The 23,830-nt window shown below is 60.1% G+C and carries 23 protein-coding genes; 14 read left to right on the top strand and 9 right to left on the bottom strand.

All coding sequences use genetic code 11. The features are described from left to right. Positions 1 to 61: 61 nt before the first annotated feature. Positions 62 to 1,135 carry a porin gene (locus tag PSV38_RS04300; protein WP_300545242.1) on the top strand — a complete coding sequence of 358 codons (1,074 nt, stop codon included), beginning with the start codon at positions 62 to 64 and terminating at the stop codon, positions 1,133 to 1,135. 182 nt (positions 1,136 to 1,317) lie between these two features. Next, positions 1,318 to 2,613 carry a porin gene (locus PSV38_RS04295; RefSeq protein WP_300545241.1) on the top strand — a complete coding sequence of 432 codons (1,296 nt, stop codon included), beginning with the start codon at positions 1,318 to 1,320 and terminating at the stop codon, positions 2,611 to 2,613. Between the two features lie 75 nt (positions 2,614 to 2,688). On the opposite strand, the gene lysA is transcribed toward PSV38_RS04295, so the two are convergent. Next, complete coding sequence (gene lysA, locus PSV38_RS04290; protein WP_300545239.1) at positions 2,689 to 3,960, bottom strand: diaminopimelate decarboxylase; 1,272 nt, start codon at positions 3,958 to 3,960, stop codon at positions 2,689 to 2,691. Next, positions 3,957 to 4,130, bottom strand: coding sequence for a lipoprotein (locus PSV38_RS04285; protein WP_300545237.1), 174 nt, complete (start codon positions 4,128 to 4,130; stop codon positions 3,957 to 3,959). The genes lysA and PSV38_RS04285 overlap by 4 nt, the downstream gene beginning before the upstream one ends. Before the next feature lie 23 nt (positions 4,131 to 4,153). Here PSV38_RS04285 and cyaY point away from each other — a divergent pair, with 23 nt between their 5' ends. Beyond that, positions 4,154 to 4,507 carry an iron donor protein CyaY gene (cyaY, locus tag PSV38_RS04280; RefSeq protein WP_300545235.1) on the top strand — a complete coding sequence of 118 codons (354 nt, stop codon included), beginning with the start codon at positions 4,154 to 4,156 and terminating at the stop codon, positions 4,505 to 4,507. A 5-nt stretch (positions 4,508 to 4,512) separates the two neighbouring features. On the opposite strand, the gene PSV38_RS04275 is transcribed toward cyaY, so the two are convergent. Continuing rightward, a complete protein-coding gene (locus tag PSV38_RS04275) occupies positions 4,513 to 6,891 on the bottom strand; it encodes a penicillin-binding protein 1A (protein ID WP_300545232.1) in 2,379 nt (792 codons plus the stop codon). A 245-nt stretch (positions 6,892 to 7,136) separates the two neighbouring features. On the opposite strand from PSV38_RS04275, the gene PSV38_RS04270 reads away from it, so the two are divergent. The 6 genes from PSV38_RS04270 to PSV38_RS04245 are packed head-to-tail and all read left to right on the top strand — an operon-like array spanning position 7,137 to position 12,821. After that, entirely contained in the window at positions 7,137 to 8,216 is a 1,080-nt protein-coding gene (locus tag PSV38_RS04270; RefSeq protein WP_300545230.1) for a pilus assembly protein PilM, read from the top strand. Continuing rightward, complete coding sequence (locus PSV38_RS04265) at positions 8,213 to 8,854, top strand: PilN domain-containing protein (protein ID WP_300545228.1); 642 nt, start codon at positions 8,213 to 8,215, stop codon at positions 8,852 to 8,854. Before PSV38_RS04270 ends, PSV38_RS04265 begins: the two co-directional genes overlap by 4 nt. Positions 8,855 to 8,866: 12 nt before the next feature. After that, entirely contained in the window at positions 8,867 to 9,562 is a 696-nt protein-coding gene (locus tag PSV38_RS04260) for a type 4a pilus biogenesis protein PilO (protein WP_300545225.1), read from the top strand. A 38-nt stretch (positions 9,563 to 9,600) separates the two neighbouring features. Further along, complete coding sequence (locus PSV38_RS04255) at positions 9,601 to 10,095, top strand: pilus assembly protein PilP (RefSeq protein ID WP_300545558.1); 495 nt, start codon at positions 9,601 to 9,603, stop codon at positions 10,093 to 10,095. A 23-nt stretch (positions 10,096 to 10,118) separates the two neighbouring features. Next, the gene (locus PSV38_RS04250) at positions 10,119 to 12,266 is read left to right on the top strand and encodes a type IV pilus secretin PilQ (RefSeq protein ID WP_300545223.1); all 2,148 of its coding nucleotides are present in this window, start codon (positions 10,119 to 10,121) and stop codon (positions 12,264 to 12,266) included. 18 nt (positions 12,267 to 12,284) lie between these two features. Next, on the top strand, positions 12,285 to 12,821 hold the full coding sequence (locus tag PSV38_RS04245) for a shikimate kinase (protein ID WP_300545221.1): 537 nt from the start codon (positions 12,285 to 12,287) through the stop codon (positions 12,819 to 12,821). Positions 12,822 to 12,825: 4 nt separating this feature from the next. Here the strand turns inward: PSV38_RS04245 and galU are convergent, their stop codons facing one another. Further along, positions 12,826 to 13,695 (bottom strand): UTP--glucose-1-phosphate uridylyltransferase GalU, encoded by an 870-nt coding sequence (gene galU, locus PSV38_RS04240; RefSeq protein WP_300545218.1) that lies wholly within the window; start codon positions 13,693 to 13,695, stop codon positions 12,826 to 12,828. A gap of 79 nt (positions 13,696 to 13,774) precedes the next feature. After that, positions 13,775 to 16,624, bottom strand: coding sequence for a valine--tRNA ligase (locus tag PSV38_RS04235; RefSeq protein ID WP_300545215.1), 2,850 nt, complete (start codon positions 16,622 to 16,624; stop codon positions 13,775 to 13,777). Positions 16,625 to 16,841: 217 nt separating this feature from the next. On the opposite strand from PSV38_RS04235, the gene PSV38_RS04230 reads away from it, so the two are divergent. The 4 genes from PSV38_RS04230 to PSV38_RS20415 are packed head-to-tail and all read left to right on the top strand — an operon-like array spanning position 16,842 to position 18,383. Beyond that, positions 16,842 to 17,288: a universal stress protein gene (locus PSV38_RS04230; protein WP_300545213.1), complete on the top strand. Its 447-nt coding sequence runs from the start codon at positions 16,842 to 16,844 to the stop codon at positions 17,286 to 17,288. A gap of 37 nt (positions 17,289 to 17,325) precedes the next feature. Next, positions 17,326 to 17,628 carry a DUF883 family protein gene (locus tag PSV38_RS04225; protein ID WP_290662120.1) on the top strand — a complete coding sequence of 101 codons (303 nt, stop codon included), beginning with the start codon at positions 17,326 to 17,328 and terminating at the stop codon, positions 17,626 to 17,628. A gap of 21 nt (positions 17,629 to 17,649) precedes the next feature. Beyond that, positions 17,650 to 18,081 carry a phage holin family protein gene (locus tag PSV38_RS04220; RefSeq protein WP_300545211.1) on the top strand — a complete coding sequence of 144 codons (432 nt, stop codon included), beginning with the start codon at positions 17,650 to 17,652 and terminating at the stop codon, positions 18,079 to 18,081. Further along, a complete protein-coding gene (locus PSV38_RS20415; RefSeq protein WP_366526637.1) occupies positions 18,078 to 18,383 on the top strand; it encodes a YqjK family protein in 306 nt (101 codons plus the stop codon). Before PSV38_RS04220 ends, PSV38_RS20415 begins: the two co-directional genes overlap by 4 nt. Here the strand turns inward: PSV38_RS20415 and PSV38_RS04215 are convergent. Continuing rightward, positions 18,350 to 18,775 carry a hypothetical protein gene (locus tag PSV38_RS04215; RefSeq protein ID WP_300545209.1) on the bottom strand — a complete coding sequence of 142 codons (426 nt, stop codon included), beginning with the start codon at positions 18,773 to 18,775 and terminating at the stop codon, positions 18,350 to 18,352. The genes PSV38_RS20415 and PSV38_RS04215 overlap by 34 nt on opposite strands. A gap of 43 nt (positions 18,776 to 18,818) precedes the next feature. Between PSV38_RS04215 and PSV38_RS04210 the strand changes: the two genes are divergently transcribed. Continuing rightward, positions 18,819 to 21,260 (top strand): UvrD-helicase domain-containing protein, encoded by a 2,442-nt coding sequence (locus PSV38_RS04210; RefSeq protein ID WP_300545207.1) that lies wholly within the window; start codon positions 18,819 to 18,821, stop codon positions 21,258 to 21,260. A gap of 13 nt (positions 21,261 to 21,273) precedes the next feature. Here PSV38_RS04210 and PSV38_RS04205 read toward each other — a convergent pair whose 3' ends face one another. The 3 genes from PSV38_RS04205 to PSV38_RS20410 all read right to left on the bottom strand — a co-directional run bounded on the left by PSV38_RS04205 (position 21,274) and on the right by PSV38_RS20410 (position 23,682). Continuing rightward, entirely contained in the window at positions 21,274 to 21,903 is a 630-nt protein-coding gene (locus PSV38_RS04205) for a response regulator transcription factor (RefSeq protein WP_300545205.1), read from the bottom strand. Continuing rightward, positions 21,900 to 23,126 (bottom strand): response regulator, encoded by a 1,227-nt coding sequence (locus PSV38_RS04200; RefSeq protein WP_300545203.1) that lies wholly within the window; start codon positions 23,124 to 23,126, stop codon positions 21,900 to 21,902. Before PSV38_RS04200 ends, PSV38_RS04205 begins: the two co-directional genes overlap by 4 nt. A gap of 502 nt (positions 23,127 to 23,628) precedes the next feature. Next, positions 23,629 to 23,682 (bottom strand): hypothetical protein, encoded by a 54-nt coding sequence (locus tag PSV38_RS20410; RefSeq protein WP_366526639.1) that lies wholly within the window; start codon positions 23,680 to 23,682, stop codon positions 23,629 to 23,631. Positions 23,683 to 23,830 lie beyond the last annotated feature (148 nt).

The following is a 23,830-nucleotide window of genomic DNA, read 5'->3' as shown; positions in this document are numbered from 1 at the left end:
TTTCGGCGGGCTGCTGTTGGGCACCGTCGCTGAGGCCTCTGGTTCAACTTTGGAGAATTCAATGAAAAAGACTTTGCTGGCAATCGCTGCTCTGGCTGCTACCTCGGGCGCTTTCGCCCAATCTTCCGTCACCATGTACGGCGTGGTCGATGTTTCGATCGAAAACGTCAAGGGCGACAAGGGCGTGACGCGCGTCTCTTCTGACAACCTGGCCACCTCGCGCTTGGGTTTCAAGGGCTCTGAAGACCTGGGTGGCGGTATGCGCGCCAACTTCGCCCTGGAAACCGCTGTCAAGGCTGACACGGGTGCCAACGGTGGCGGCACGACTCGCTTCTTTGACCGCGCTGCTTGGGTTGGCCTGCAAGGTGGTTTTGGCGAACTGCGCCTGGGTCGCATCGATTCGTCGATCGGCGCATTGGCTGGTGACACCAAGGTTTTGGGTGCTCAAACCTACGATGACTTCAAGATCGCCAAGACCCGCGCTGGCGACACGTATCGTCGCGTTGACAACGCTATCACTTACGTGTTGCCCACTTTCTTGCCAGGCCTGTCGGCTCAATTGCAGTACAGCACTGCTGGCAACTCCGCGACCGCCAACAACGCAGAAGCGACTTCTGGCTCTGACATTGGCAAGTCCTACGGCTTGAACGTTAAGTATTTGGCAGGACCTTTCTTCGCTGGCTTGGGCTACCTCTCAGCCAAGGACGAAACTGGTTTGATCACAGCCAATGCAGGCGACAAGGCCAACGCAACCTTGGTCTACGCTGGCTATGACTTCGGCGTGCTCAAGTTGACAGGTTACTACGACACCGAAAGCCAAGTTACTGGCGCTGATCGTCTGAGCCTTGCCGGTATTCGTATTGGCGTGCCTATCACTGAGAACTTCAGTGTGCAGGCCAGCTTGTCTCAAGCCAGCAACGTGGCCAACGCTGTTTCCAACAGCGATCATGACGATGCCACCATCGCTTCGATCAAGGCTGTGTACAACCTGTCCAAGCGCACTTCGGTGTATGGCTTGGTGACTAACGTGAACAACGAGTCGCTGTCTCAGTTGGGTGTTGATGCGACTGCCGTCGCTATTGCCGCGGGCAAAAGCTCGCGTGCTATCGCCTTCGGCATCGCTCACGCCTTCTGATCCAGGTTAGTTGATCTCGTTCAAAGGGGCTTCGGCCCCTTTTTTCATGCCCATGCTGCAAACCATTGCAGAAGGAATGTTGTCGTTTTGCGACACCTAGCGCAAACCTCTAAATCACCGGCGGTTGGTTGGGCAACAATCTCAGACGACCCCCGGTTCAGGGGGATATCTAGGAGATCTCCATGCAAAAGAACGTTCTGACCAAAGCCGTCGCGGTGGCTCTGGCAACCCTGGGTGCTGGTAGCGCCATGGCTCAATCCAGCGTCACCCTTTATGGCCACGCAGACATCAGCGTTGATCATGTCAGCAAGACTGCCGGCGTCCGCTTGATTCCTCTCGACCCCGCCACGCAGGGTGTCAAGTCCAGTGTGACGCGCGTGTCCCCCAGCGGCACTTCGCAAACGTCGTTCGGCTTCAAGGGCACTGAGGTCTTGGGTGATGGTTACTCTGCAGGATTTGTCCTGGAAGGCCAACTGGGCCATGACACCGGCGCTTTGGGGCAAGATGGCCGCATATTTGGCCGCCAAAGCTATGTGGGTTTGACCACGCCATTCGGCGAAGTGCGCCTGGGCCGCCAATACGCGCCCATTTTCTATTCCACAGCTTTTGTGACCGGTGAGCGCTTTGGTGCGACTGACCTGTTCACCGAAGGTGGTGCCACCAACAACTTGCAAGTTCGCCAAGACAACCAGATCAGCTACTGGCTCAAAGCTGGTGGGTTTACCGGCTCCGTCGCTTACTCGCCCAATGCTGGTTCATTGAGCACGATTTCTGCAGCACGTGGTGGTCAGGTCAATGGCAATGTGGGTGGCATCTTGGGCAATGCTTCCAGTGGCACGGAAAGCACCACAAACAAAACCGGTCGTGCAGCGGGCGCCTTCGGTAACATGGCTTTCAATGAAGCCTTCAACATGACCTTGGGCTACCATCAAAACGAATTCGATGGTGCGCGCTTTGGTGTGTACAACGCAGCCAGCCCCAACGCATTGATTGCAACGTCTGCCTTCATTCTTGACAAGTACCAAGCCGCCAACATTGGCGCCAAGTATGTGATGCCAGGTTCCGGCATCATGTTTGACGCAGCCCTTGGTCAAGGCGTGTATGGTTTTGATAACAGCGATGACTTGAAGCTGCAGTTCATGGTCATCGGTACCCGTGTTCCTGTCGGCCAATGGACCCTGTCTGCCCAAGTGTCGCAGATCAAGTTCAAGAACTTCACCAAAGGCAAGGACACTGGCGTGATGCTGGGTGCTGAGTACGCCTTGTCCAAGCGTACATCGTTGTACACCCGCGCTGTGCAGGTGCGAGATGACGAGGGTACTGCCGCCAGCATGGGCATTGCTGCCCCGGTCGTTGGTGGCCCCGATGTCATTGCCACGGCAGTGGGTTTCCGCGAAACGCCTCTGTTTGCTGGTGCCAACATCAACCCCGGCGGCAAGTCCACGTATTTTGGCGTTGGCATTCGCCACAGCTTCTGATCGATTCCCTTCGTTCGGCCAAATTAGAACCGCCCCTCGGGGCGGTTTTTTCATTTGGAGCCTCCCCAGACGCAGTTACTTGATCAGCCGCTCCTGCTCGAACAGGCTCTTCACTGCTTCCCGCTCCCGAATCACCCAAACCTGGTCCCCATCCACCATCAACTCAGCCGCCCTTCCACGCGTGTTGTAGTTGCTGGCCATGGTCATGCCATAAGCACCCGCCGACAACACCGCCAACACATCACCGGCTTGCACGGCCAATGTGCGGTCACGGCCCAGCCAGTCACCTGATTCGCAGACCGGCCCGACCACATCCCAAACATGCGAGGCAGTCTCAGCGCGCGTCTGAACATTGACGATGCCCATGTAGGCCTCGTACAGCGCGGGGCGCATCAGGTCATTCATGGCGGCATCCACCACGCAGAAGTTTTTTTGTTCACCCGGCTTGAGGAACAAGACCTCGGTCAGCAGCACACCCGCGTTGCCCACGAGCGAGCGGCCTGGCTCAAACAGGAGTTCCCGGTGTCCGTGGCCGCGGGCATCGATCTTCGCCAGCAACTGGCCAATCAGTACATCCGCCGCAGGTGGCGTTTCATCCGTGTACGTGATGCCCAAGCCACCACCCAGGTCCATGTGGTGAATGGACACGCCGACCGATTCAATGGCCTCGATCAGGTCTAGCACGCGATCCAGCGCATCCAGGTAGGGTGCCACTTCCGTGATTTGTGAGCCGATGTGGCAATCAATGCCCACCACGTCCAGGCCCGGTAGCGCGGCTGCACGCTGGTAAGTGGCCACGGCTTCCTCATGGGCAATGCCAAACTTGTTGCCTTTCAGGCCCGTCGAGATGTAGGGGTGTGTGCCCGCATCCACATCCGGGTTCACACGCAGGCTCACCCGCGCCTGGCGGCCCAGTCCGCTGGCCACTTCTGACAAGACCTCCAATTCGGCCGTGCTTTCAACGTTGAAGCAGCGCACGCCAGCCTCAATGCCGAGTTTCATTTCCGAGCGGGTTTTGCCCACGCCCGAAAACACCACCTTGCCAGGATCGCCTCCGGCGGCCAGCACCCGTGCCAGTTCACCCGCCGAGACAATGTCAAAACCACACCCTGCCTCGGCAAAGGTTTGCAGCACGGCCAAATTGGAGTTGGCCTTGATGGCGTAGCACACCAGGTGAGCCCGGCCCTTCAGCGCCTTTTGATACGGTGCCAGCGCGGCCAGCATGGCGCGGCGCGAATACACGTACAGGGGGCTGCCATGCTCGCGCACCAGCTCGCTCAGCTTGAGGTCGTCTAAAAACAGATCAGGGCCACGGTAGGCCAGAAAGGGGGAGCCGGGCAGTGTCATGGTGTGGGCTTGGCCTTGGTGCCAGAGGATGCAGAGGGGGCGCTTTGGTCGGGCGAGGGCAGGTACAAGGGGCCTTTTTGGCCGCAGGCGCCAAGCAGCAAAATGCCCAGCAAGGCGAGCACGGGCAGGGGTTTTGCGATGCTGCCTAAAATCAGAGACTGTTTCTTCATGCCGACATTCTAAGGATTCCTCGATGGACGCCCTCAACACGCCTTCAGGTCTGACCGATGCGCAGTACAACGATGCCATTCAGGCCGTGCTGACGCGCATCGAAACCAAGGTGGATCGCTGGCTGGAGGGTGATGTCGCGGACATCGATTCCGCACGATCTGGCGGCATGCTGACGCTGACCTTGCCCAATCGCACTCAACTCATCGTCAACGCCCAGCCGCCCTTGCAGGAGTTGTGGCTGGCCGCCAAGCGCGGCGGTTTTCACTTTCGCCACGCGGGTGAGGGCCGGTGGCTGGATACCCGCTCAGGCGAGGAATTCTTTGCGCTGTTGTCGGCCTGTGCCAGCGAACAAGCCAGCGTGCCCCTGAGCTTCTGAGTTGCTCACTGGGGTTTGCCGTTGCCGAACATGTCCAGGATGTCTTTCTTTTCGTCAGGGGAGGTCGGTTCGGGTGCGGCCGGGGCCAGATCTTCTGGTTCGGCGGCCAATTCACGAACACCGGTGCCTGAGGTGTATTCCTCGTAGAACCATTCGCCGCCGATGTTCACCATGCCATCAGGTTGCGAAGGTTCTTCGACCGGCACGCCGCGCAGGGCCGTGCCCATGTAGTCGATCCAGATGGGCAAGGCCAGGCCGCCGCCCGTTTCCTTGTCGCCCAGTTTGCGCGGCTGGTCGTGGCCAATCCATACCACGGACACCGTGTGGGCCGTGTAGCCCGCGAACCAGGCGTCCATCGAGTCATTGGTGGTGCCGGTCTTGCCGTACAAATCGGGGCGCTTCAGGGTGGCCTGGGCCTTGGCCGCCGTGCCCGACCGAGTCACCTCTTGCAGCAGGCTGCTCATCATGAAGGCGTTGCGTGCATCGATCGCACGCATCGATTCGTTCAGCACGGCAGGGCGGTACTGGGCCAGCGCGTGGCCCCGAGAGTCGGTCACTTTCAGCACCAGCATGGGGTTGACGCGGTAGCCGCCATTGGCGAACACCGCATAGCCGTCGGCCATCTGCATCGGCGTGACCGAACCGGCACCCAGGGCCATGGTCAGGTAAGCCGGGTGCTTGTCGGCATCGAACCCAAAACGGGTGACCCAGTCCTGCGCATACTTGGTGCCGATGGAGCGCAGCACCCGGATCGAGATCATGTTTTTTGATTTGGCCAGGCCGCGGCGCAAGGTCATGGGGCCTTCGAACTTGCCGTCGTAGTTTTTGGGTTCCCAGGGCTGACCTCCGGTGACGCCGGCGTCAAAAAACAAGGGGGCGTCGTTGACGGTGGTGGCGGGGGTGAATCCTTTTTCCAGAGCGGCCGAGTAAATGAATGGCTTGAAGCTCGAGCCCGGCTGGCGCCATGCCTGAGTGACATGGTTGAACTTGTTGCGGCCAAAGTCGAAGCCGCCGACCATGGCCTTGATCAGGCCGGTGGTGGGATCCATTGAAACAAAGGCGCCTTCAACCTCCGGCAGTTGCACCACCGTCCATTGCTCCGAGGCGTTTTGCATCAAACGCACCACGGCACCACGGCGGATTTGCACCTTGGGGTTGGCTTTGTCGTTCAGGGCATTGCCCACGGCGCGCAGACCTTCTGGGCCAATGGTGATCTGCTCACCGGATTGCAAGGCCACCACCAATTTCTTGGGCTCAGCTGACATCACGACGCCTGCATGGATGGCCTCGCTGTCCGGGTGCTCTTCCAGGGCTTCAGCCACGCGGACATCCACTTGCTTGGGGTCGGCCGGTAAATCGATGTAGGCCTCTGGGCCACGCCACGCCTGGCGGCGGTCAAAATCCATCAAACCTTTGCGCAGGGCCTTGTAGGCGGCGATCTGCTCAGGCATGCGAACGGAGGTGTAGACGTTCAAGCCTCGCGTGTACGCGTCGGGACCGTACTGCTCGTGCATGAGGGCGCGTGCGGCCTCTGCCGCGTACTCGGCGTGCGCGGACACGGGGGCCTTGGTTCGGTAGGCCAGCTCCTCGTCCTTGGCTTCATCCCGTTGTTCCTGGGTGATGAAGCCGTTGTCGAACATGCGGTCGATGATGTACTGCTGGCGAAGCGTCGCGCGCTTGGGGTTGCGAACCGGGTTGTAGGCGGATGGCGCTTTGGGCAGGCCGGCCAGCATGGCGGCTTCTGCCACCGTGATGTCCTTGATGGGTTTCCCAAAATAGGTGTCGCAGGCGGCGGAAAAGCCATAGGCGCGCTGCCCCAGGTAAATCTGATTCATGTAGAGCTCCAGGATCTGGTCCTTGCTCAACAGGCTTTCGATCTTCAAGGCCAGCAGCATCTCGTAGATTTTGCGAGTGAAGGTTTTTTCGGTGGGCAGGTAGAAATTGCGGGCCACCTGCATGGTGATGGTTGATGCCCCTTGGCTGCGAGCTTCACCAAAATTGGCCAGGCCTGCGCGCAGCACGCCGATGTAGTCCACGCCTCCATGTTTGTAAAAACGAGCGTCTTCAATCGCCAAAACTGCTTCCCGCATGACTTTGGGAATTTGTTTGATGGGCAGAAAATCACGCTTTTCTTCGCCAAACTCTCCAATTAGCACGTTATCTGCCGAATAAACGCGCATCGGCATTTTGGGCTGGTAGTCAGATAAACCGCCAACCTCGGGTAATTGAGGGTATGCGACCGCCAGCCCGATGCCTGCCAGCAAAGCGCCACCCAAAGCCGCCGCCAGCCCAAGTCCAATCAGGGCAAGTAGAGGTTTGACAAGCCAGGTTGCCCACCAGGGGCTGGGTCGGGAAGGGGCTTTGGAAGAAACGGAATCGCTCATGGAGGCAGGCCTGTGACACTGCCCGGATTATAAGAACGCGAGAAGCTGGAACCTCTGTACACCATGGCACACTTTGAGTTGATTCACATCTTGGTCGGATTTGCAACTGTCTGTAAGGCGTGTGCATATCGCAACGTGCTTGGGATTTGCCCTGCTTTAACTTCGTTCAAACACAAAACCTTTACTGATAGCATTGAAGTGGTTTATTAACATTCCAGCACCGTTGTCGGTGCGTGGGGGACGGTGTGAGCTTTCTTGACACGCTCTTGGGCCGCAAGCATCCGCCAATGATTGGACTGGACATCAGTTCATCAAGCGTGAAGCTGGTCGAGCTAAGCCAGACACAGTCTGGCGAATACATCCTGGAACGATTTGCCTCCGAGCCCTTCGAGAAGGGCTGGATCGCCGACGGTCAAATCGAAAAATTCGACGAGGTCGCGGAAGCCGTGCGCAAGGTCGTCGTCAAAAGCGGCACCCGCACCAAGCACGTGGCCATGGCGATGCCGCAGTCGGCCGTCATCACGAAAAAAATCATGTTGCCGGCGGGCCTGCGCGAAGAAGAAATGGAAATGCAGGTGGAGGCCGAGGCCAACCAATACATTCCGTTCTCTCTCGACGAAGTCAGCCTGGATTTCTGCGTGGTCGGGCCCAGCCCGACATCGGCGGGTGATGTCGAGGTCATGATCGCCGCGTCTCGCAAAGACCGTGTGCAGGATCGTCAAGGCCTGGCCGAATCGGCGGGTCTGAAACCGGCCATCCTGGACATCGAGTCATATGCTTCGCGCTTGGCCGTGCAGCGCCTGGTTGAAAACTTGCCCGGCGAGGGCAAGGATGCCTTGGTGGCCTTGTTTGAAATCGGGGCAGAGAACACCAGCTTGAAGGTCTTGCGCGACAACGAGTTGCTGTACGACCGTGACCAGGCATTTGGTGGCGCGCAGTTGACGCAACTCATCTCGCGCCAGTACGGTTTTTCGTTTGAAGAAGCCGAGACCAAGAAGCTGGCGGGTGACCTGCCTGAAGATTTTCAAAGCACGATCCTGGGCCCCTTTGTGGACAGCCTGTCGCAAGAAATTGGCCGAGCCTTGCAGTATTTCTTCACCAGCACACCGCACCACAAGGTGCACTACGTGATGCTGGCCGGCGGCACAGCTTCCTTGCCTGGTCTGAAGGACAGGGTGACCGAGTTGACAGGTTTTGCCTCCATGGTCGTCAACCCCTTCGATGGCATGAAGCTGGGCTCTGCTATCCGCGAAAGCAAACTTCGCCGTGAAGCACCGTCTTACCTCACGGCGTGTGGATTGGCCATGCGGAGGTTCCTCGCATGATTTTGATCAACCTACTGCCTCATCGTGAGGAAAAGCGAAAGCTGCGCAAGCAGGCTTTCTTTGTGGGCCTGGGCCTGTCCGTGGTCGCTGGCGCCGTCTTGGTCGCTTTGGGCTACGCGGTTCAGCAGCAAATGATTGCTGCTCAGCAGGCACGCAACGAGTTCCTCAGTGCGGAGATCCACAAGCTTGAAGAAGACATCAAGGACGTCTCCGGTTTGAAGGCGGAGATCGAGTCCCTGAAGGCTCGCCAAAAGGCCGTGGAAGACTTGCAAATCGACCGGAACATGCCGGTGCACTTGCTCAATGAGTTGGTTCGCCAGACGCCGGAAGGCATCTACCTTAAAACCATCAAGCAAGATGGTCAAACGGTGATGGTGTCCGGCATTGCCCAGACCAATGAGCGGGTGTCCGAGTTCCTTCGCAACACCGCCTACAAGTCCGAGTGGCTTGAAAAGCCCGAACTGCAGGAAATCAAAGCCTCGGCACAGCAGACGAAGGACGTGCGCGAGCCCAAGCGCTTGTTCGACTTCTCCATTCGCCTGAGTCTGAAGCGTCCACAGGATGTCTCGCCAGCTGCTTCGGCGGCATCGGGTGCGTCAGCACCGAGTCCGGCTGCCTCCGCGGCCCCGAAGTCTTGAGGCGGGCACATCATGGCGAACCCAAATTTCAACATTGACTTCAGCGCCTGGTTTTCCGATGCGCAGGATCAGTTCCGGGGGCTCAATCCCAACGAACCTGGTCAGTGGCCGATCCTGCCAAAACTGGCCGTTTTTCTGCTCGCTGCCGTTGTGGTCCTGGTACTTGGCTGGTTCGGCTTGCTCCAAAGCCAAGACGAGGCACTGACCGCCGAGCGGGACAAGGAGCCTGCACTCAAGCAGGAGTTCCGCAGCAAGCTGGCGCAGGCCATCAATCTGAATGAGTTGCGCAAGCAACGCACGCAGGTCCAGGAATACGTGACGCAGCTTGAAAAGCAACTGCCCGGCAAGGCCGAAATGGATGCCTTGTTGTCTGACATCAACCAGGCGGGCCTGGGCCGTGGTCTGGAGTTTGAGTTGTTTCGTCCCGGACAGGTGTCCGTCAAGGACTACTACGCCGAGCTGCCGATCTCGATCCGCGTGACGGGCCGATACCACGACATCGGCGCCTTCACCGCCGACATCGCCAACCTTTCTCGGATCGTGACGTTGCACAACTTGACGATTGGCGCCCCCGCCGCCGCAACCCCTGGTTCTGGTGGCGCCCTGTTCATGGAAGCCACGGCTCGGACTTACCGTTACCTTGATCCCGCCGAGGTGGAAGCTCAGCGCGTCGACAAGGCCAAAGCCAACAAAGGGGACAAGAAATGACCTGTCGCCCTCACCTGGCCTTGGTGGCCTTGACCGCGATGACTCTGCTGGCGGGCTGCGCATCCGAACAGGATGAATTGAAAGCCTGGATGGACCAGCAGCGGCATGAAGTGCAGCCCAGTGTGCCGCCGCTCAAGCCACCGCAAAAGTTCAACCCTCGCGCTTATGTTGGTGCGGATGGCGTGGAGCCCTTCAGCACTCAAAAGCTGACAGTGGCCCTCAAGCAAGAAGCCCGTCAGCCGAACTCTGCCATTTCTGCTGAATTGAACCGCCGCAAAGAGCCTTTGGAAGCCTATCCCCTGGATTCCATGAGCATGGTGGGCAGCGTGAATCGTAAAGGTGCTCCTTATGCACTGCTCAGGGTCGATAACCTGCTTTATCAAGTCAAGGCCGGGGATTACCTTGGCCAGAACTACGGAAAGATCATGAAGATCACCGAGACCGAAATCGAGTTGCGTGAAATCGTTCAGGACGCCGCAGGCGAATGGACTGAACGCCCGACCACGCTGCAACTCCAGGAGACCGCGCGATGAAACACATGCAGGAGAAATTGACTATGAAACCGTGGCGCGTCTTGCTGGCTGGGCTGTCGCTGGCTTTGGTGTCTCCCATGACCTGGGCCGCAGCGGCCATTCAATCGATCACCAGTAGCCAACAGGCTGGCTCTGATGTGGTTCGCATTGAGTTGTCCGAGCCTTTGGCCTTGGTGCCCGCTGGCTTTGTCGTTCAGGCCCCGCCTCGCATTGCCATCGATTTGCCGGGTGTGACCAGTGCTCTGGGTCGCAACATGGTGGACCTCAACCAAGGCAATCTGCGCACCGTGAATGTGGCCCAAGCCGGAGAGCGTACCCGTCTGGTTTTGAACTTGCGTCAGCCCACCACGTACAGGGCGCAGTTGCAGGGCAAAACCCTGATCCTGGTGCTCGACCCGTCGCCTGCGTCGTCCCCCGCTCCAGTGACCGAAGCCAAGACTGGCACGGCCACCTCGCCAGAGACCGTGCATTTCGCTGAAGCCAAGAATGCGTCGCCATTGGCCCTCAAGGACATCGACTTCCGCCGCGGCCAGGATGGTGCAGGCCGGGTGGTCGTGGACCTGCCCAACAACCAAGTTGGCGTGGACATCAAGCAGCAGGGCCAAAACCTGGTGGTTGAATTTGTGCGCGCCAGTCTGCCTGAGCGTCTGAAGCGCCGCTTTGACGTGGCAGATTTTGGCACCCCGGTGCAAACCGTCAGCGCCACACAGGTCGGCGAGCGCGTCAAGCTGCTCGTGGACGCCCGTGGTGATTGGGAGCATTCGGCCTACCAAAGCGACAACCAGTTCGTGTTGGAAGTTCGTCGGCGCAAGATTGATCCGAACAAGCTGACCCAAGGGCCAGGCTATTCAGGTGAAAAGCTGTCCCTGAATTTCCAGAACATCGAAGTGCGTGCCTTGCTGCAGGTCATTGCCGATTTCACCAACTTCAACGTGGTGACCAGTGACACCGTCACGGGCAATGTGACCTTGCGCTTGAAGGATGTGCCTTGGGATCAGGCTTTGGACATCATCTTGCAGGCCAAAGGCCTGGGTGTTCGCAAGAGCGGCAATGTGCTGTGGATTGCGCCCAAGGATGAAATCAACGCCAAGGAAAAGCTGGACCTGGAAGCCAAGGCTCAAGTGGCGGCCCTGGAGCCCCTGCGCACGCAGTCCTTCCAGCTCAATTACACCAAGGCGGAAGAAATCGCCAAGGGTTTGACGGGAACTCAATCTGGCAGCGGCTCTGGTGGCGGCGGTAGCACGACCACCAAGATCCTTTCGCCGCGTGGCAGTGTCATCTACGAGACCCGCACCAATCAGCTCTTCGTCAATGACATCCCATCCAAATTGGAAGAAATTCAGCAGCTGATCAGCAAGATTGACATCCCAGTCCGCCAAGTGTTGATCGAGGCTCGAATCGTGGAAGCCGACGACAGCTTTGGTCGGTCATTGGGTGTGAAGCTGGGGGCAGCGAATACCCGAGGCGGCTCCTATGGCACGGGCAAAATAGGCTCAGTGGTCACGGGCAGCTATCTGGGCGCAGGTCGTTTGAGTGGGCAGGTCTCTGACGAGGTGGATTTCATCCCCAACTCGCAATTCTTGAGCCTCCCAGCCACCGCTCTGAATGGTTTCAACCCGGCTACCTTGGGCATTTCCTTGTTCAACTCGGGCGGTACACGTTTCTTGAACCTGGAGTTGTCTGCGCTGGAAGCTGACGGCCGCGGCAAGATCGTCTCCAGTCCTCGGGTCATCACCGCTGACCAAGTGAAGGCGTTGATCGAGCAAGGTACCGAGTTGCCTTATCAAACGGCAACCTCCAGCGGCGCGACCGCCATTTCTTTCCGCAAGGCCAACCTCAAGCTGGAAGTGACGCCGCAGATCACCCCTGAAGGCAGCATCATCCTGGATGTCGACGTCAACAAGGACAGCGTGGGCCAAGTGACGACCGCGGGCTATGCCATCGACACCAAGCACGTGCAAACTCAGGTCTTGGTCGAGAACGGCGGCACGGTGGTGATCGGTGGCATTTTCTTGCAACAAGAAACCAACAACGAGCAGAAAGTGCCCGTGCTTGGCGACATCCCTTACCTGGGTGTGTTGTTCAAGAACACGGCAAGGCAATCCAAGCGTTCTGAACTGCTGATCTTCTTGACGCCCAAAGTGGTCTCCGAGAAGGGCGCTTTGCGCTGAGCGAGAATTTTGGATGCCGTGATTGCACTCGTGGGGCTGCCGGGTGGTGGTAAATCCACCGTCGGGCGGCAACTGGCCAAGCGGATCAAGGCTCGTTTCATCGATTCAGACGCTGTGCTGGAAGAGCGGATCGGCATGCCGATCCGCTTGTTTTTCGAGCAGCATGGTGAGTGCCTCTTTCGTGATCATGAAGAAGCGGTCATCGATGAGTTGACGAGTCAGGCCACCGCAGGGGCGCCCCTGGTGATCGCCACCGGCGGTGGCGTGGTACTGCGTCCGGCCAACCGCCAGCACCTCAGAGAGAGGGCGACGGTGATATACCTGCGCTCAACGCCTGAAGAATTGTTTCGGCGTTTGAGGCATGACACGCAAAGGCCGCTGCTGCAGGTCAAGGACCCAATGGCCAGATTGCGTGAGCTTTATGAACAGCGCCATCCTCTGTATGAGGAGACCGCGCACCATTGCATCGACACTGGGCGCCCCTCGGTCGGCGCGCTGGTGAACATGATTGTGACGGAGCTGGGCTTGGCGGAGCTGAGTCCGCCGGAGGCTTGAGCCGTCAGTCCAGCTGGAGCTGTTTCAGGTATTGCTTGAGCCAAGGGCCGACTTGGCTGTGTTGCAAGCCCAGTTCAATGTTGGCCTCCAGAAAGCCTTCCTTGCTGCCGCAGTCATAGCGCTTGCCCTGGTATTGAAAGGCAAAGACCTTCTCTCGGCGCAACAAACCCGCGATACCGTCGGTGAGCTGAATCTCATTGCCCACGCCCCGAGGTTGCGAGCGGATTTGCTCAAAAATACCGGGTGTCAGGATGTAGCGACCGGCCACGCCCAGGCGTGAAGGCGCTTGTTCAGGGCTTGGTTTCTCGACAATGCGCGACACATCCATCAGGTTTGGGTTGACCTGGGTGCCCGCCACGATGCCGTAGCGTTTGGTTTGTTCCTGCGGAACTTCTTGCACAGCCAGGATGGACGAACGCCATTGTTCGAATTGCTCAACCATCTGGCGCAGCACGGGCGTGTCGCCCACCATCAAGTCGTCGGCCAGCAGGACAGCGAAGGGTTCGCCTCGGACCAACCGTTCACCGCACAGCACCGCGTGCCCCAGCCCCAAGCTTTTGGGTTGGCGGACGAACACGCACTCCATGTCGGCGGGCTTGATGGATTGAACGACGTTCAGCAGTTCAAGCTTGCCCGCCTGCTCCAGTTCATATTCCAGTTCAAATGCGGTGTCGAAATGGTCTTCGATGGGGCGTTTGTGCCGTCCAGTCACGAAGATCATTTCTCGGATACCAGCCTCGTAGGCCTCTTCAACCGCGTATTGAATCAGCGGTTTGTCCACCACGGGCAGCATTTCCTTGGGCTGCGCCTTGGTGGCGGGCAAGAACCGGGTGCCCAGTCCGGCGACCGGGAATATGGCCTTGGTGATTTGCATTTTCTGGATTCCTCAGTGCAGCGCTCATTGTTGTCAGCCATGGAGCATTTTTCACTTGGATAGTTCCCTCATCCAGGGATCACCCTAGCCGTTGGAACTGTTCACGCACCCTTTCCAGTGTGGCGGTGAAGTCGGACAAGCGTTGCTTCTCCTGTTCGACCACGGCGGCTGGTGCGCGGGCCACGAAGCTTTCGTTGCTCAATTTGCCGTGAACCTTGGCGATCTCACCCTCCAGGCGCTGGATTTCCTTGTCCAGGCGCTTGCGCTCGGCTTCAACATCGATTTCAACGTGCAGGGCCAGGCGGATTTCACCTTGCACCGCCACGGGGGCCAGGCTGGTGGCCTTGGTGAATGCCGATTCGTCCAACACCTTGACCTCGCTGAGCTTGGCCAAGGCCTTGATCAGCGGTGCGGCCTGGGTGACGAAGGCGGTGTCGCCCACGGTCAGCAAGGGCACGCGCTCGGCGGGTGACAGGCTCATTTCGCTGCGAAGGTTGCGGCAGGCGCCCACCAGCGCTTTGAGCTTGGCCACCCAGGCGTCGGACTCCGGGTCGATGCGGCTCAGGTCGGGCACGGGATAGGGCGCTCGCACGATCGACTCATCGGAACCGAGGGTTTTGCGGCCGGCCACGGGGGCCACGGTTTGCCACAATTCTTCGGTGATGAAGGGCGTGATGGGGTGCATCAGGCGCAAGATGGTTTCCAGCACGCGGATCAGGGTGCGGCGCGTGGCGCGTTGTTGCGCTTCGTTGCCGCTGTCCTTGGCGGCGTTGAGCTGGGCCTTGGCGATCTCGATGTACCAATCGCAGTACTCATCCCACACGAATTGGTAGATGGCCGTGGCGACGTTGTCCAGGCGGAAGTCGGCGAAGGCTTGTTCGACGGTGGCTTCCAGGCGCTGCAGTTCGCTGACGATCCAGCGGTCGGCCGGGCTGAAGTCCAGGTAACCGTTGGCTGCGCACTGGCCGGGCTCGTGCTTGACGAGGCCGCAATCCTGGCCTTCGCAGTTCATCAGCACGAACTTGCTGGCGTTCCACAGCTTGTTGCAAAAATTGCGGTAACCCTCACAGCGCTTGCTGTCGAAGTTGATGCTGCGGCCCAGGCTGGCCAGGGCGGCGAAGGTGAAGCGCAGGGCGTCGGCGCCGTAGCCAGGAATGCCGTCCGGGAACTCCTTCTCGGTGTTCTTGCGGACCTTGGGCGCGGTTTCGGGCTTGCGCAGGCCGGTGGTGCGCTTGTCCAGCAGCGGCGCCAGTTCGATGCCGTCGATCAGGTCGACGGGGTCGAGCACATTGCCTTCGGACTTGGACATTTTCTGGCCCTGGGCGTCGCGCACCAGGCCATGGATGTAGACGTGCTTGAAGGGCACCTTGCCGGTGAAGTGCTTGGTCATCATGATCATCCGGGCGACCCAGAAGAAGATGATGTCGTAGCCGGTGACCAGCACGCTGGAGGGCAGGAACAGGTCCTGCTCGATGGTCTTCTCGGGCCAGCCCAGGGTCGAGAAGGGCACCAGGGCGGACGAGTACCAGGTGTCGAGCACGTCTTCGTCGCGCGTCAGGCTGCCGGTGTAGCCTGCAGCTGCGGCCTTGGCCTTGGCTTCCACATCGTTGTGGGCCACGAAGATTTCGCCGTTGTTGCCGTACCAGGCGGGGATTTGGTGGCCCCACCACAGCTGGCGGCTGATGCACCAGTCCTGGATGTTGTTCATCCATTGGTTATAGGTGTTGACCCATTGCTCGGGCACGAACTTGACTTCGCCGCTCTGGACCACGTCGATGGCCTTTTGCGCGATGCTCTGGCCGGGCTGGCCACTGACCGAAGGACCGGCCTTGTTCATGGCCACGAACCACTGGTTGGTGAGCATGGGCTCGATGATCTGACCGGTGCGGGTGCAGCGCGGCACCATCAGCTTGTGTTTCTTGACCTCGACCAGCAGGCCTTGCGCTTCCAGATCAGCCACGATCTCCTTGCGGGCCACGAAGCGGTCCAGGCCACGGTAGGCGGCGGGCGCTTCGTCGTTCACCTTCGCGTCCAGCGTGAAGATGGTGATCATGGGCAGGCCATGGCGCTGTCCGACTGCATAGTCGTTGTTGTCGTGCGCGGGCGTGACCTTGACCACGCCGGTGCCGAAGTCCTTGTCGACGTAGTCGTCGGCGATGATGGGCACCAGGCGGCCGCTCAAGGGCAGCTTGACGTTCTTGCCGATCAAGGCTTGGTAACGCTCGTCCTCAGGGTGAACCATCACGGCGGTGTCGCCCAGCATGGTTTCGGGGCGGGTGGTGGCCACGACCAGCGACGCGCTGCCGTCTTCCAGCGGATAGCGGATGTGCCACATCGAGCCTTCTTCTTCCTCGCTCTCAACTTCGAGGTCAGACACGGCGGACTTGAGGACCGGATCCCAATTGACCAGGCGCTTGCCGCGGTAGATCAGGCCTTGCTCGAACAGCGTGACGAAGGTATCGGTGACCACCTTGGACAGCTTCTCGTCCATGGTGAAGTATTCGTGCTCCCAGCTCACGCTGGCGCCCATGCGTCGCATCTGGCGCGTGATGGTGGTGCCGCTTTCTTCCTTCCATTCCCAGATGCGGGCGACGAAGTTCTTGCGGCCCAGCAGATGGCGCGTCAGCTTTTGCTCTTGCAGCTGGCGCTCCACCACGATCTGGGTGGCGATGCCGGCGTGGTCGGTGCCGGGCACCCACAGGGTGTTGTGCCCCAGCATGCGGTGGTAACGCGTCAGCGAATCCATGATGGTCTGGTTGAAGGCATGCCCCATGTGCAGCGTGCCCGTCACATTGGGCGGCGGCAGCTGGATCGAGAACGAAGGCTTGCTGGGGTCCAGGGTGGGCGTGTACAGGCCGCGTTGCTCCCACAGCGGGCCCCATTGGGCTTCAATCGGAGCGGGGTCGAAGGATTTGGCAAGTTCGGTCATGGTGGGGGTGTGCTGTTCGCGGAAAAGCCCGGCGGTCTCGGCGTTGCCCCGATTTTAGGCGGGCGGACGGGCTTTTCAGCGGGCAAGCCAATTGCTGGCAAATCATGCGCTGGATCAAGGTTATGGGCCGTGTCAGCGGGCCATTGGCTTGTAAGGGTCGCGCAATGGTCCTACGATGGAACGAATTGATGATGCTTGCCACTCTGGAGGAGTTCAAATGTACGAGCACTTATTGGTACCCGTCGATGACAGCGAGTTGTCGGACAAGGCGATCGAAACCAGCGTGGGACTGGCCAAACTGCTGGGGGCGTCGATCACCGGATTCACCGTGGAGCCGCCACTGCCGCCCATGGTGATGGAGCAGGTCGCCATTGCTTACACGGCGGCGACCATCCAGGACCACCAGTCCAGTTGCGAGGCGCATGCCCGCAAGGTGCTGAAGCGTTTCGCAGACCGGGCGGTGGAAGCCGGCGTTCATTTCGACGGCCAGTTCATGGTGACCGAAGGCATCCAGCAAGCGATCGTGGACGTGGCCGTGCGCCAGAAGTGCGATTTGATCGTGATGGCCTCCCATGGCCGCCATGGCTTTGATGCGCTGATCCATGGCTCGTTGACCAAGAGCGTGTTGTCCCACAGCAAGTTGCCCTTGCTGATCATCCATTGATGAAATTAATTCACTCCAGGAGAAAACGATGTCTGAACTGAGCGCAGCCCAAAAAGATAAATTGATGGCCGACTTGAAAGCCGTGCTGGTGGATGCTGAAGCTTTGCTGGCCGCCACGGCCCACGATGCGAGTGCTGGCGTGGTTGAGTTGCGTGCCAAGGCACAGGCTACGCTGGCGCGGGCCAAGGATGGGTTGCTGGATGCCCAGGGGGCCGTGATCGACAAGGCCAAGGCTGCGGCCAAAGCGACCGACGGTTATGTCCACGAGAACCCCTGGAAATCGGTGGGCGTGGCGGCGGGCGTGGGCTTGCTGCTGGGCATGCTGATTGGCCGACGTTGACATGGTGTGGGGTCGGGCCTGATGGTTGAATCGACCAAGTCGACAGCATCTCCGTCAAGCGGTTTGCTGTCGTCCCTGCAAGGTTTGTTGGCCACGTTGTTGGCCATTTTTCAAACTCGGCTGGCGTTGTTGGCCACTGAGTTCGAAGAAGAAAAACTACGCTTGCTCAAGGTGCTGGCATGGGGGGCTGTGGCCCTTCTGCTGGGCGGCATGGGCATGCTGTTTGTGGCGGCCTTCATCACGGTGTTGTTTTGGGATGAGCACCGCCTGCTGGCGCTGGGTTTGATGGCGGCTTTTTTTGTCGTGGCCTGCGTGGCTGCGGCTTGGCGCGCGAATGTCCATTGGCAGGTCGCGACGGGGTTGCTGAGCGCCACTTTGGCCGAGTTGGACCACGATCGTCAGGCCCTGATGTCTCTCGGGCAGGCGAAGCAGCAGGAGGCTGATGCACCATGACTGCCAAACGGTTACAGGAGCTTGCACTCAAGAAACAGCTTTTGCAGCATCAGAGTGCGGTGTTGCGCTACAGCTTGGCGCACCAATCATCTGCCACATTGGCGCCGGCTTTGCGGATGGTGGATCGTGTCCACCAGGGGGGGCGTTGGTTGGCGGCGCATCCCGCCGTGGTAGTGGCCGTGGCTGTTTGGCTGTTCAGGCGTCGTCCTCAAAGGCTGTTGGCCTGGGGCACTCGCGCCTTGTGGGTTTGGCGCACCTGGCGCCAGCTTCAGCCGCTGTTGGTGGGCAAAGCAAACACATAGCTGGTTGCACAGATGGCCAGCAGCAACAGCGTTGCGGTCAGGCTCCAGCGCCAACTTTGGCGGGTTTTGAGGGCTTTGCTTGGGATCAGGTTTTGTTGCTGCTGCCACGTTGCCCAAGCGAGGTGGTCCACGGTGCGCAGGGTGCCACCGCCTGGCAATGTGACGATGCACACCCCTGGCTCTGACAGGTCTGGCCATTGCACCTGGTGGATGGGAATCTGCCGCAAGATGCCGTGGCCTGCCAACTCAAGCATGCCTTGGGATACCCAGATGCTCACGGCTTGGGCCTGGTCGCTGCGGCCATCGTGGTAGTCCACGGTCAATCGGGTGGGGTCCATGAATGCAGACGCGCCCGAAGGCGGTGAAGCCCCGGGCGAGGAATTAGCCGACATGTTATTTCCCTGAATATTGGCGGATGCCGCCTACAATTTTTAGATGATTTCAAATTCGTCTGACCCAGGATTCTTTCCCCAAACCGGCCCGCAGGGCAATTCCCCCTTGTTGGTGGGTCTCAACGCCGAGCAACTGGCGGCTGTGACCGCCCCGCCCGGCCCGCTGCTGATCCTGGCGGGGGCGGGGTCGGGCAAAACCCGCGTGTTGACCACACGCATTGCCTGGCTGATGCAAACCGGGCAGGTATCGCCCGCAGGAGTCTTGGCCGTCACGTTCACCAACAAGGCGGCGAAGGAAATGCTGACGCGCTTGTCGGCGATGCTGCCGATCAACACGCGTGGTTTGTGGATTGGCACCTTCCACGGCTTGTGCAATCGCTTTTTGCGAGCGCACCACAAGTTGGCGGGGTTGCCGCAATCTTTCCAGATCCTGGACACGCAAGATCAGCTGTCGGCCGTCAAGCGCATCATCAAGGGCCTGAAGTTCGACGAAGAAAAGTGCATTCCCAAGCAGACCAGCTATTTCATCGCCAATGCCAAGGACGATGGCAAGCGACCCAAGGACATCACGCCGCGCGATGAAGTGGGGCGCATGCAGTTGGAGGTGTACCAAGCCTATGAGGATCAATGTCAGCGCGAGGGCGTGGTGGATTTTGCCGAGCTGATGCTGCGCACCTACGAGTTGATGCGCGACCATGCCGAGTTGCGCGACCACTACCAGCGGCGCTTCAAGCACATCCTGGTCGATGAGTTCCAGGACACCAACCGCTTGCAGTACGCCTGGTTGAAGATGTTTGCTGGACGACCAGAGGAAACGGGCAACAGCGTGTTCGCGGTGGGCGATGACGACCAGAGCATCTACGCTTTTCGTGGTGCGCAGGTGGGCAACATGGCGGACTTTGAGCGCGAGTTCCGCGTGCCTCACGTCATCAAGCTGGAGCAGAACTACCGCAGCTTTGGGCACATCCTGGATTCGGCCAACAAGCTGATTTCGACCAACACGCGCCGCCTGGGCAAGAACCTGCGCACAGATGCCGGGCAGGGCGAACCCATCCGCATCTACGAGGCCAGCAGCGACTACGCCGAGGCCCAGTGGCTGGTGGAGGAGGCCCGCCTGATGGTGCGCGAAGGCCATGCCTTGAAAGAGCTGGCCGTGTTGTACCGCAGCAATGCGCAATCGCGCGTGATCGAGTCGGCGCTGTTCAATGCCAGCGTGCCTTACAAGGTGTACGGGGGGCTGCGCTTTTTCGAGCGCGCTGAAGTCAAGCACGCGCTGGCCTACCTGCGCTTGTTGGAGAACCCGAACGACGACACCGGTTACCTGCGCGTGGTCAACTTCCCGGCGCGGGGCATTGGCGCGCGCACGCTAGAGCAATTGCAGGATGCCGCCCGTGGCAGCGCCCGCAGCCTGTGGCAAAGCGTGACGGCGGTGCCGGGCAAGGCGGGGGGCAATTTGCTGGCGTTCAATGCCTTGATCGATGCCATGCGCGCCGCGACCCAAGGCCTGACCTTGCGCGAGATCATCGAACACGTGGTGGAGGCCAGTGGCTTGGCTGACTTTTATCGCCTGGAGAAGGAAGGCCAGGACCGCCTGGAGAACTTGGCCGAGCTGGTGAATGCCGCTGAAGCTTTCGTGACCGTGGAAGGCTTTGGCAAGGACGCCGTGGGCCTGCCCGTGGACGAGTTGCCTGGCACCATCGCCGAAGGCTTGCCCCGCGCGGTGGCTCTGGCGGAGACCTTGCCCGACGCCGAGACTGGCGAGATCATCTCGCCCCTGGTCGCCTTCCTGACGCACGCGGCCCTGGAGGCGGGCGACAACCAGGCGCAGGCCGGTCAGGACGCCGTGCAACTGATGAGCATCCACGCGGCCAAGGGCCTGGAGTTCGACAGCGTGTTCATCACCGGGCTAGAAGAGGGCTTGTTCCCGCACGAGAACTCGATGACCGACACCGATGGCCTGGAAGAAGAGCGCCGTCTGATGTACGTGGCCATCACGCGCGCTCGACGGCGCCTGCACATCAGCTTCAGCCAGACGCGCATGCTGCATGGCCAGACGCGCTACAACATCAAGAGCCGTTTCCTGGATGAGTTGCCCGAGGAGTCCTTGAAGTGGTTGACGCCGCGCAACCAAGGCTTTGGCTCGGGCTATGCCAAGTCATACCAGGACGCCTGGAGCAGTGGCAAGGGCATGGGGTCGGTGGTGGGCGCGGGCGTGCAGCCTTACCGCTCGGGTGGCAGCCATTACGGTGCCAAGAAGGAAGACGACTTCAAGGACCTGACCGCGCCTCTGCCCAGCAAGATGGCTCAAGCCAAGACCGCGGGTGGCCTGCGCTCAGGCCAGAGTGTGTTCCACAACAAGTTTGGTGAAGGGGTGGTGTTGACGCTGGAAGGCAATGGCGCGGATGCGCGTGTGCAGGTCAACTTTGGGCGCCATGGCACCAAGTGGTTGATGTTGAGCATGGCCAAGCTCACGCCCATCGAATGACTGACGCGGGGCCTTACACCAGGCCGTTGCGGATGGCGTAGACCGTGAGCTCGGAGTTGTTGGCCAGGCCCAGCTTCTCCAGCACCCGGGCGCGGTAGACGCTGACGGTTTTGGGGCTGAGCAGCAGTTTCTCGGCGATGTCCGACAGCTTCTTGCCCGAGGCGATCATGACCAGGGTTTGCAACTCGCGGTCGGACAGTTTCTGGTGCGCGTCTTCGGGGGCCGGTGTGGTCAGGTTGTCGACCAACATCTGCGCCATCTCGGGCGTCACGTATTTTTTGCCCTGCGACACGGTGCGCACGGCGGCAACGATCTGGGCGGCGTCGCTGCCTTTGTTCAGGTAACCCGCCGCGCCGGCCTTCAAGGCGCGCATGGCGTACTGGTCTTCGGGGTACATGGACACCACCAGCACCTTCAAGGTGGTGCCTTCTTCCTTGAGCACGTGCAGCACGTCCAGGCCGCTGCGGCCGGGCAGGTTGATGTCCAGCACCAGCACGTCGCACGACTTGGAGCGCAGCAATTCGCGCAGTTCGCCATAGTCGCCCGCCTCGCCAACGACGTCGATGTCGTCCGCATCGGCCAGGGTGTCGCGGATGCCGCGACGGATCAAGGCGTGGTCGTCACACAGAATCACTTTGATCATTGGGTGCCCCATGCGGTGGGGTCGTCAGGGTCGCCTTCGGTACCGACGGTATCGATGCTCAATTCTGGCGCAATTGCATCCAGGAAACCGTTTTCAGGGCCCGACAAGGGCACTGACAGAATCAAGGTTGTGCCATTGGCGCCACTGCTGATGTCCACCCAGCCGCCGACGGTTTCGGCCCGCTCATGCAAGCCCCGGATGCCGAATGATTTGGCCTTGGCCAGGTCTTCGGGGCTCAGGCCTTTGCCGTTGTCGCTCATTTCAAGTGACAACACGCCGCCGGCCTGCGCCAGGTCCACGCTGACGCGCGTGGCTTGCGCATGTTTGGACACATTGGTGAGCGCCTCTTGCGCGAAACGGTAGGCCACCAGCGGCACGCCGGCCGACAGCACCATCTGCTCGTGGCTGGTGCGGAACTCGGTGGCGATGCCGGTACGTTTGGCGAAGCGGTCGCTCATCCATTGCAAGGCGGCCACCAGGCCTTGCTCCAGGATGGCGGGTCGCAGGTTGTGCATGATGCGCTGCGTGGCTTCGTGCGCCATGGTGACGGCCTCCATGGCCTGTTGAGCGTGCTCGGCGATGTCGGGCGTGGTGGCATGCCGCGCGATCCAGGCCAGGTCGAACTTGACGGCCGTGAGCGCGCCACCCACGTCATCGTGGATTTCGCGGGCGATGGCGGCGCGCTCTTGCTCGATCGTGGTCTGCAAATGCTGGGCAAGTTCACGAATCTGCTGGCGTGAGCGGGTCAGGGCCAGGTCGGCATACTGTTTGGCGATGCGGGTGCGGTTAGCCTCAATGGCCAGCAGCGCGGCCGGGGCCAGGCGGGCCAGGTTGCTTTTGAGCAGGTAGTCGTTGGCGCCGTTGCGCATGGCTTGCACGGCGATGTCTTCGCCGATTTCGCCGGACACCAGGATGAAGGGCACCAGCTTGCCCAGCGAGCGCACCTTGTCCAAGGCGGCCAGGCCGGAGTAACCGGGCAGGTTGTAGTCCGACAGGATCAAATCCCATTCCTGCTCGAGGGCTTCGGCCAGGCTGGCCTCGTTTTCAACGCGCAGCACCTCGGCCAGGATGCCGCCCCGGCGCAGGTGAATCATCACCAGGTCATGGTCGGGTTCGCTGTCTTCCAGGTGAAGGACCCTGAGGCGAACGGGCGATTCGGCGGTCGCGTGGGCGGGGGCCGCGGGCGGCCGTGGAAAGGAGGGGGGCGTGAAATGGTGGGACACAGGTGGCCTTCAATCCTTCGATTTGCGCCAAGTTTTCCCGCGTCATTGTGACTACTCGGCGGCCGGATCAGTGAAAAATTCTAACAATCGCGCAAGTCCCGCGCATTTCCTGCCGATATAGGGAATGACCTCGGTGTGACATGCGCACCGATATGACAGTCCCGCAGTTTGGGGCCCCGAAACAAGGTTCAGTGGAGTCATGGATGCTGACCAACGAAGAAAGCGAAGCGAGTAGCCCGCCTCCGGAGATGTCTCTGCTGGCGGCGGCTGCTTTGCAGGACCACTTGATGACGGCGGCCAATGATTTGGAGCGACTTCAGCGTTTGCTGGACGACGCCTGCGGTGCCTTGATCGACGGTTTTCATGGCGCGGCCAACCAATTGGGCGCGGTGATCGACCAGGGCGGCAAGGAGTTGCCCCCCGCCTTGCAGGAAACGCTGCAGACGCTATACCGAACGGTGACGGCGCTGCAGTTCCAGGACATGGCCACGCAATTGATCGTTCACACCAACCGGCGCCTTCGCAGTTGCGCCGACCAGATTGCCAGGGATGCCATGGGCGATGACCCCGATGGCGAGGCGGTGGTGGACGAAGGACCCCTCCAGCCCAATCCCGTGACCCAGGACGAAATGGACGCTGGGTCTGTGGAGTTGTTTTAAAGATTTCGTCTCATTTGCCGAAATACCGATCGTCGTTGATTGGTT

This window comes from Aquabacterium sp. (assembly GCF_029946005.1).
Classification (GTDB): Bacteria; Pseudomonadota; Gammaproteobacteria; order Burkholderiales; family Burkholderiaceae_C; genus Aquabacterium.
This window is presented reverse-complemented; position numbering and strand designations above follow the sequence as displayed.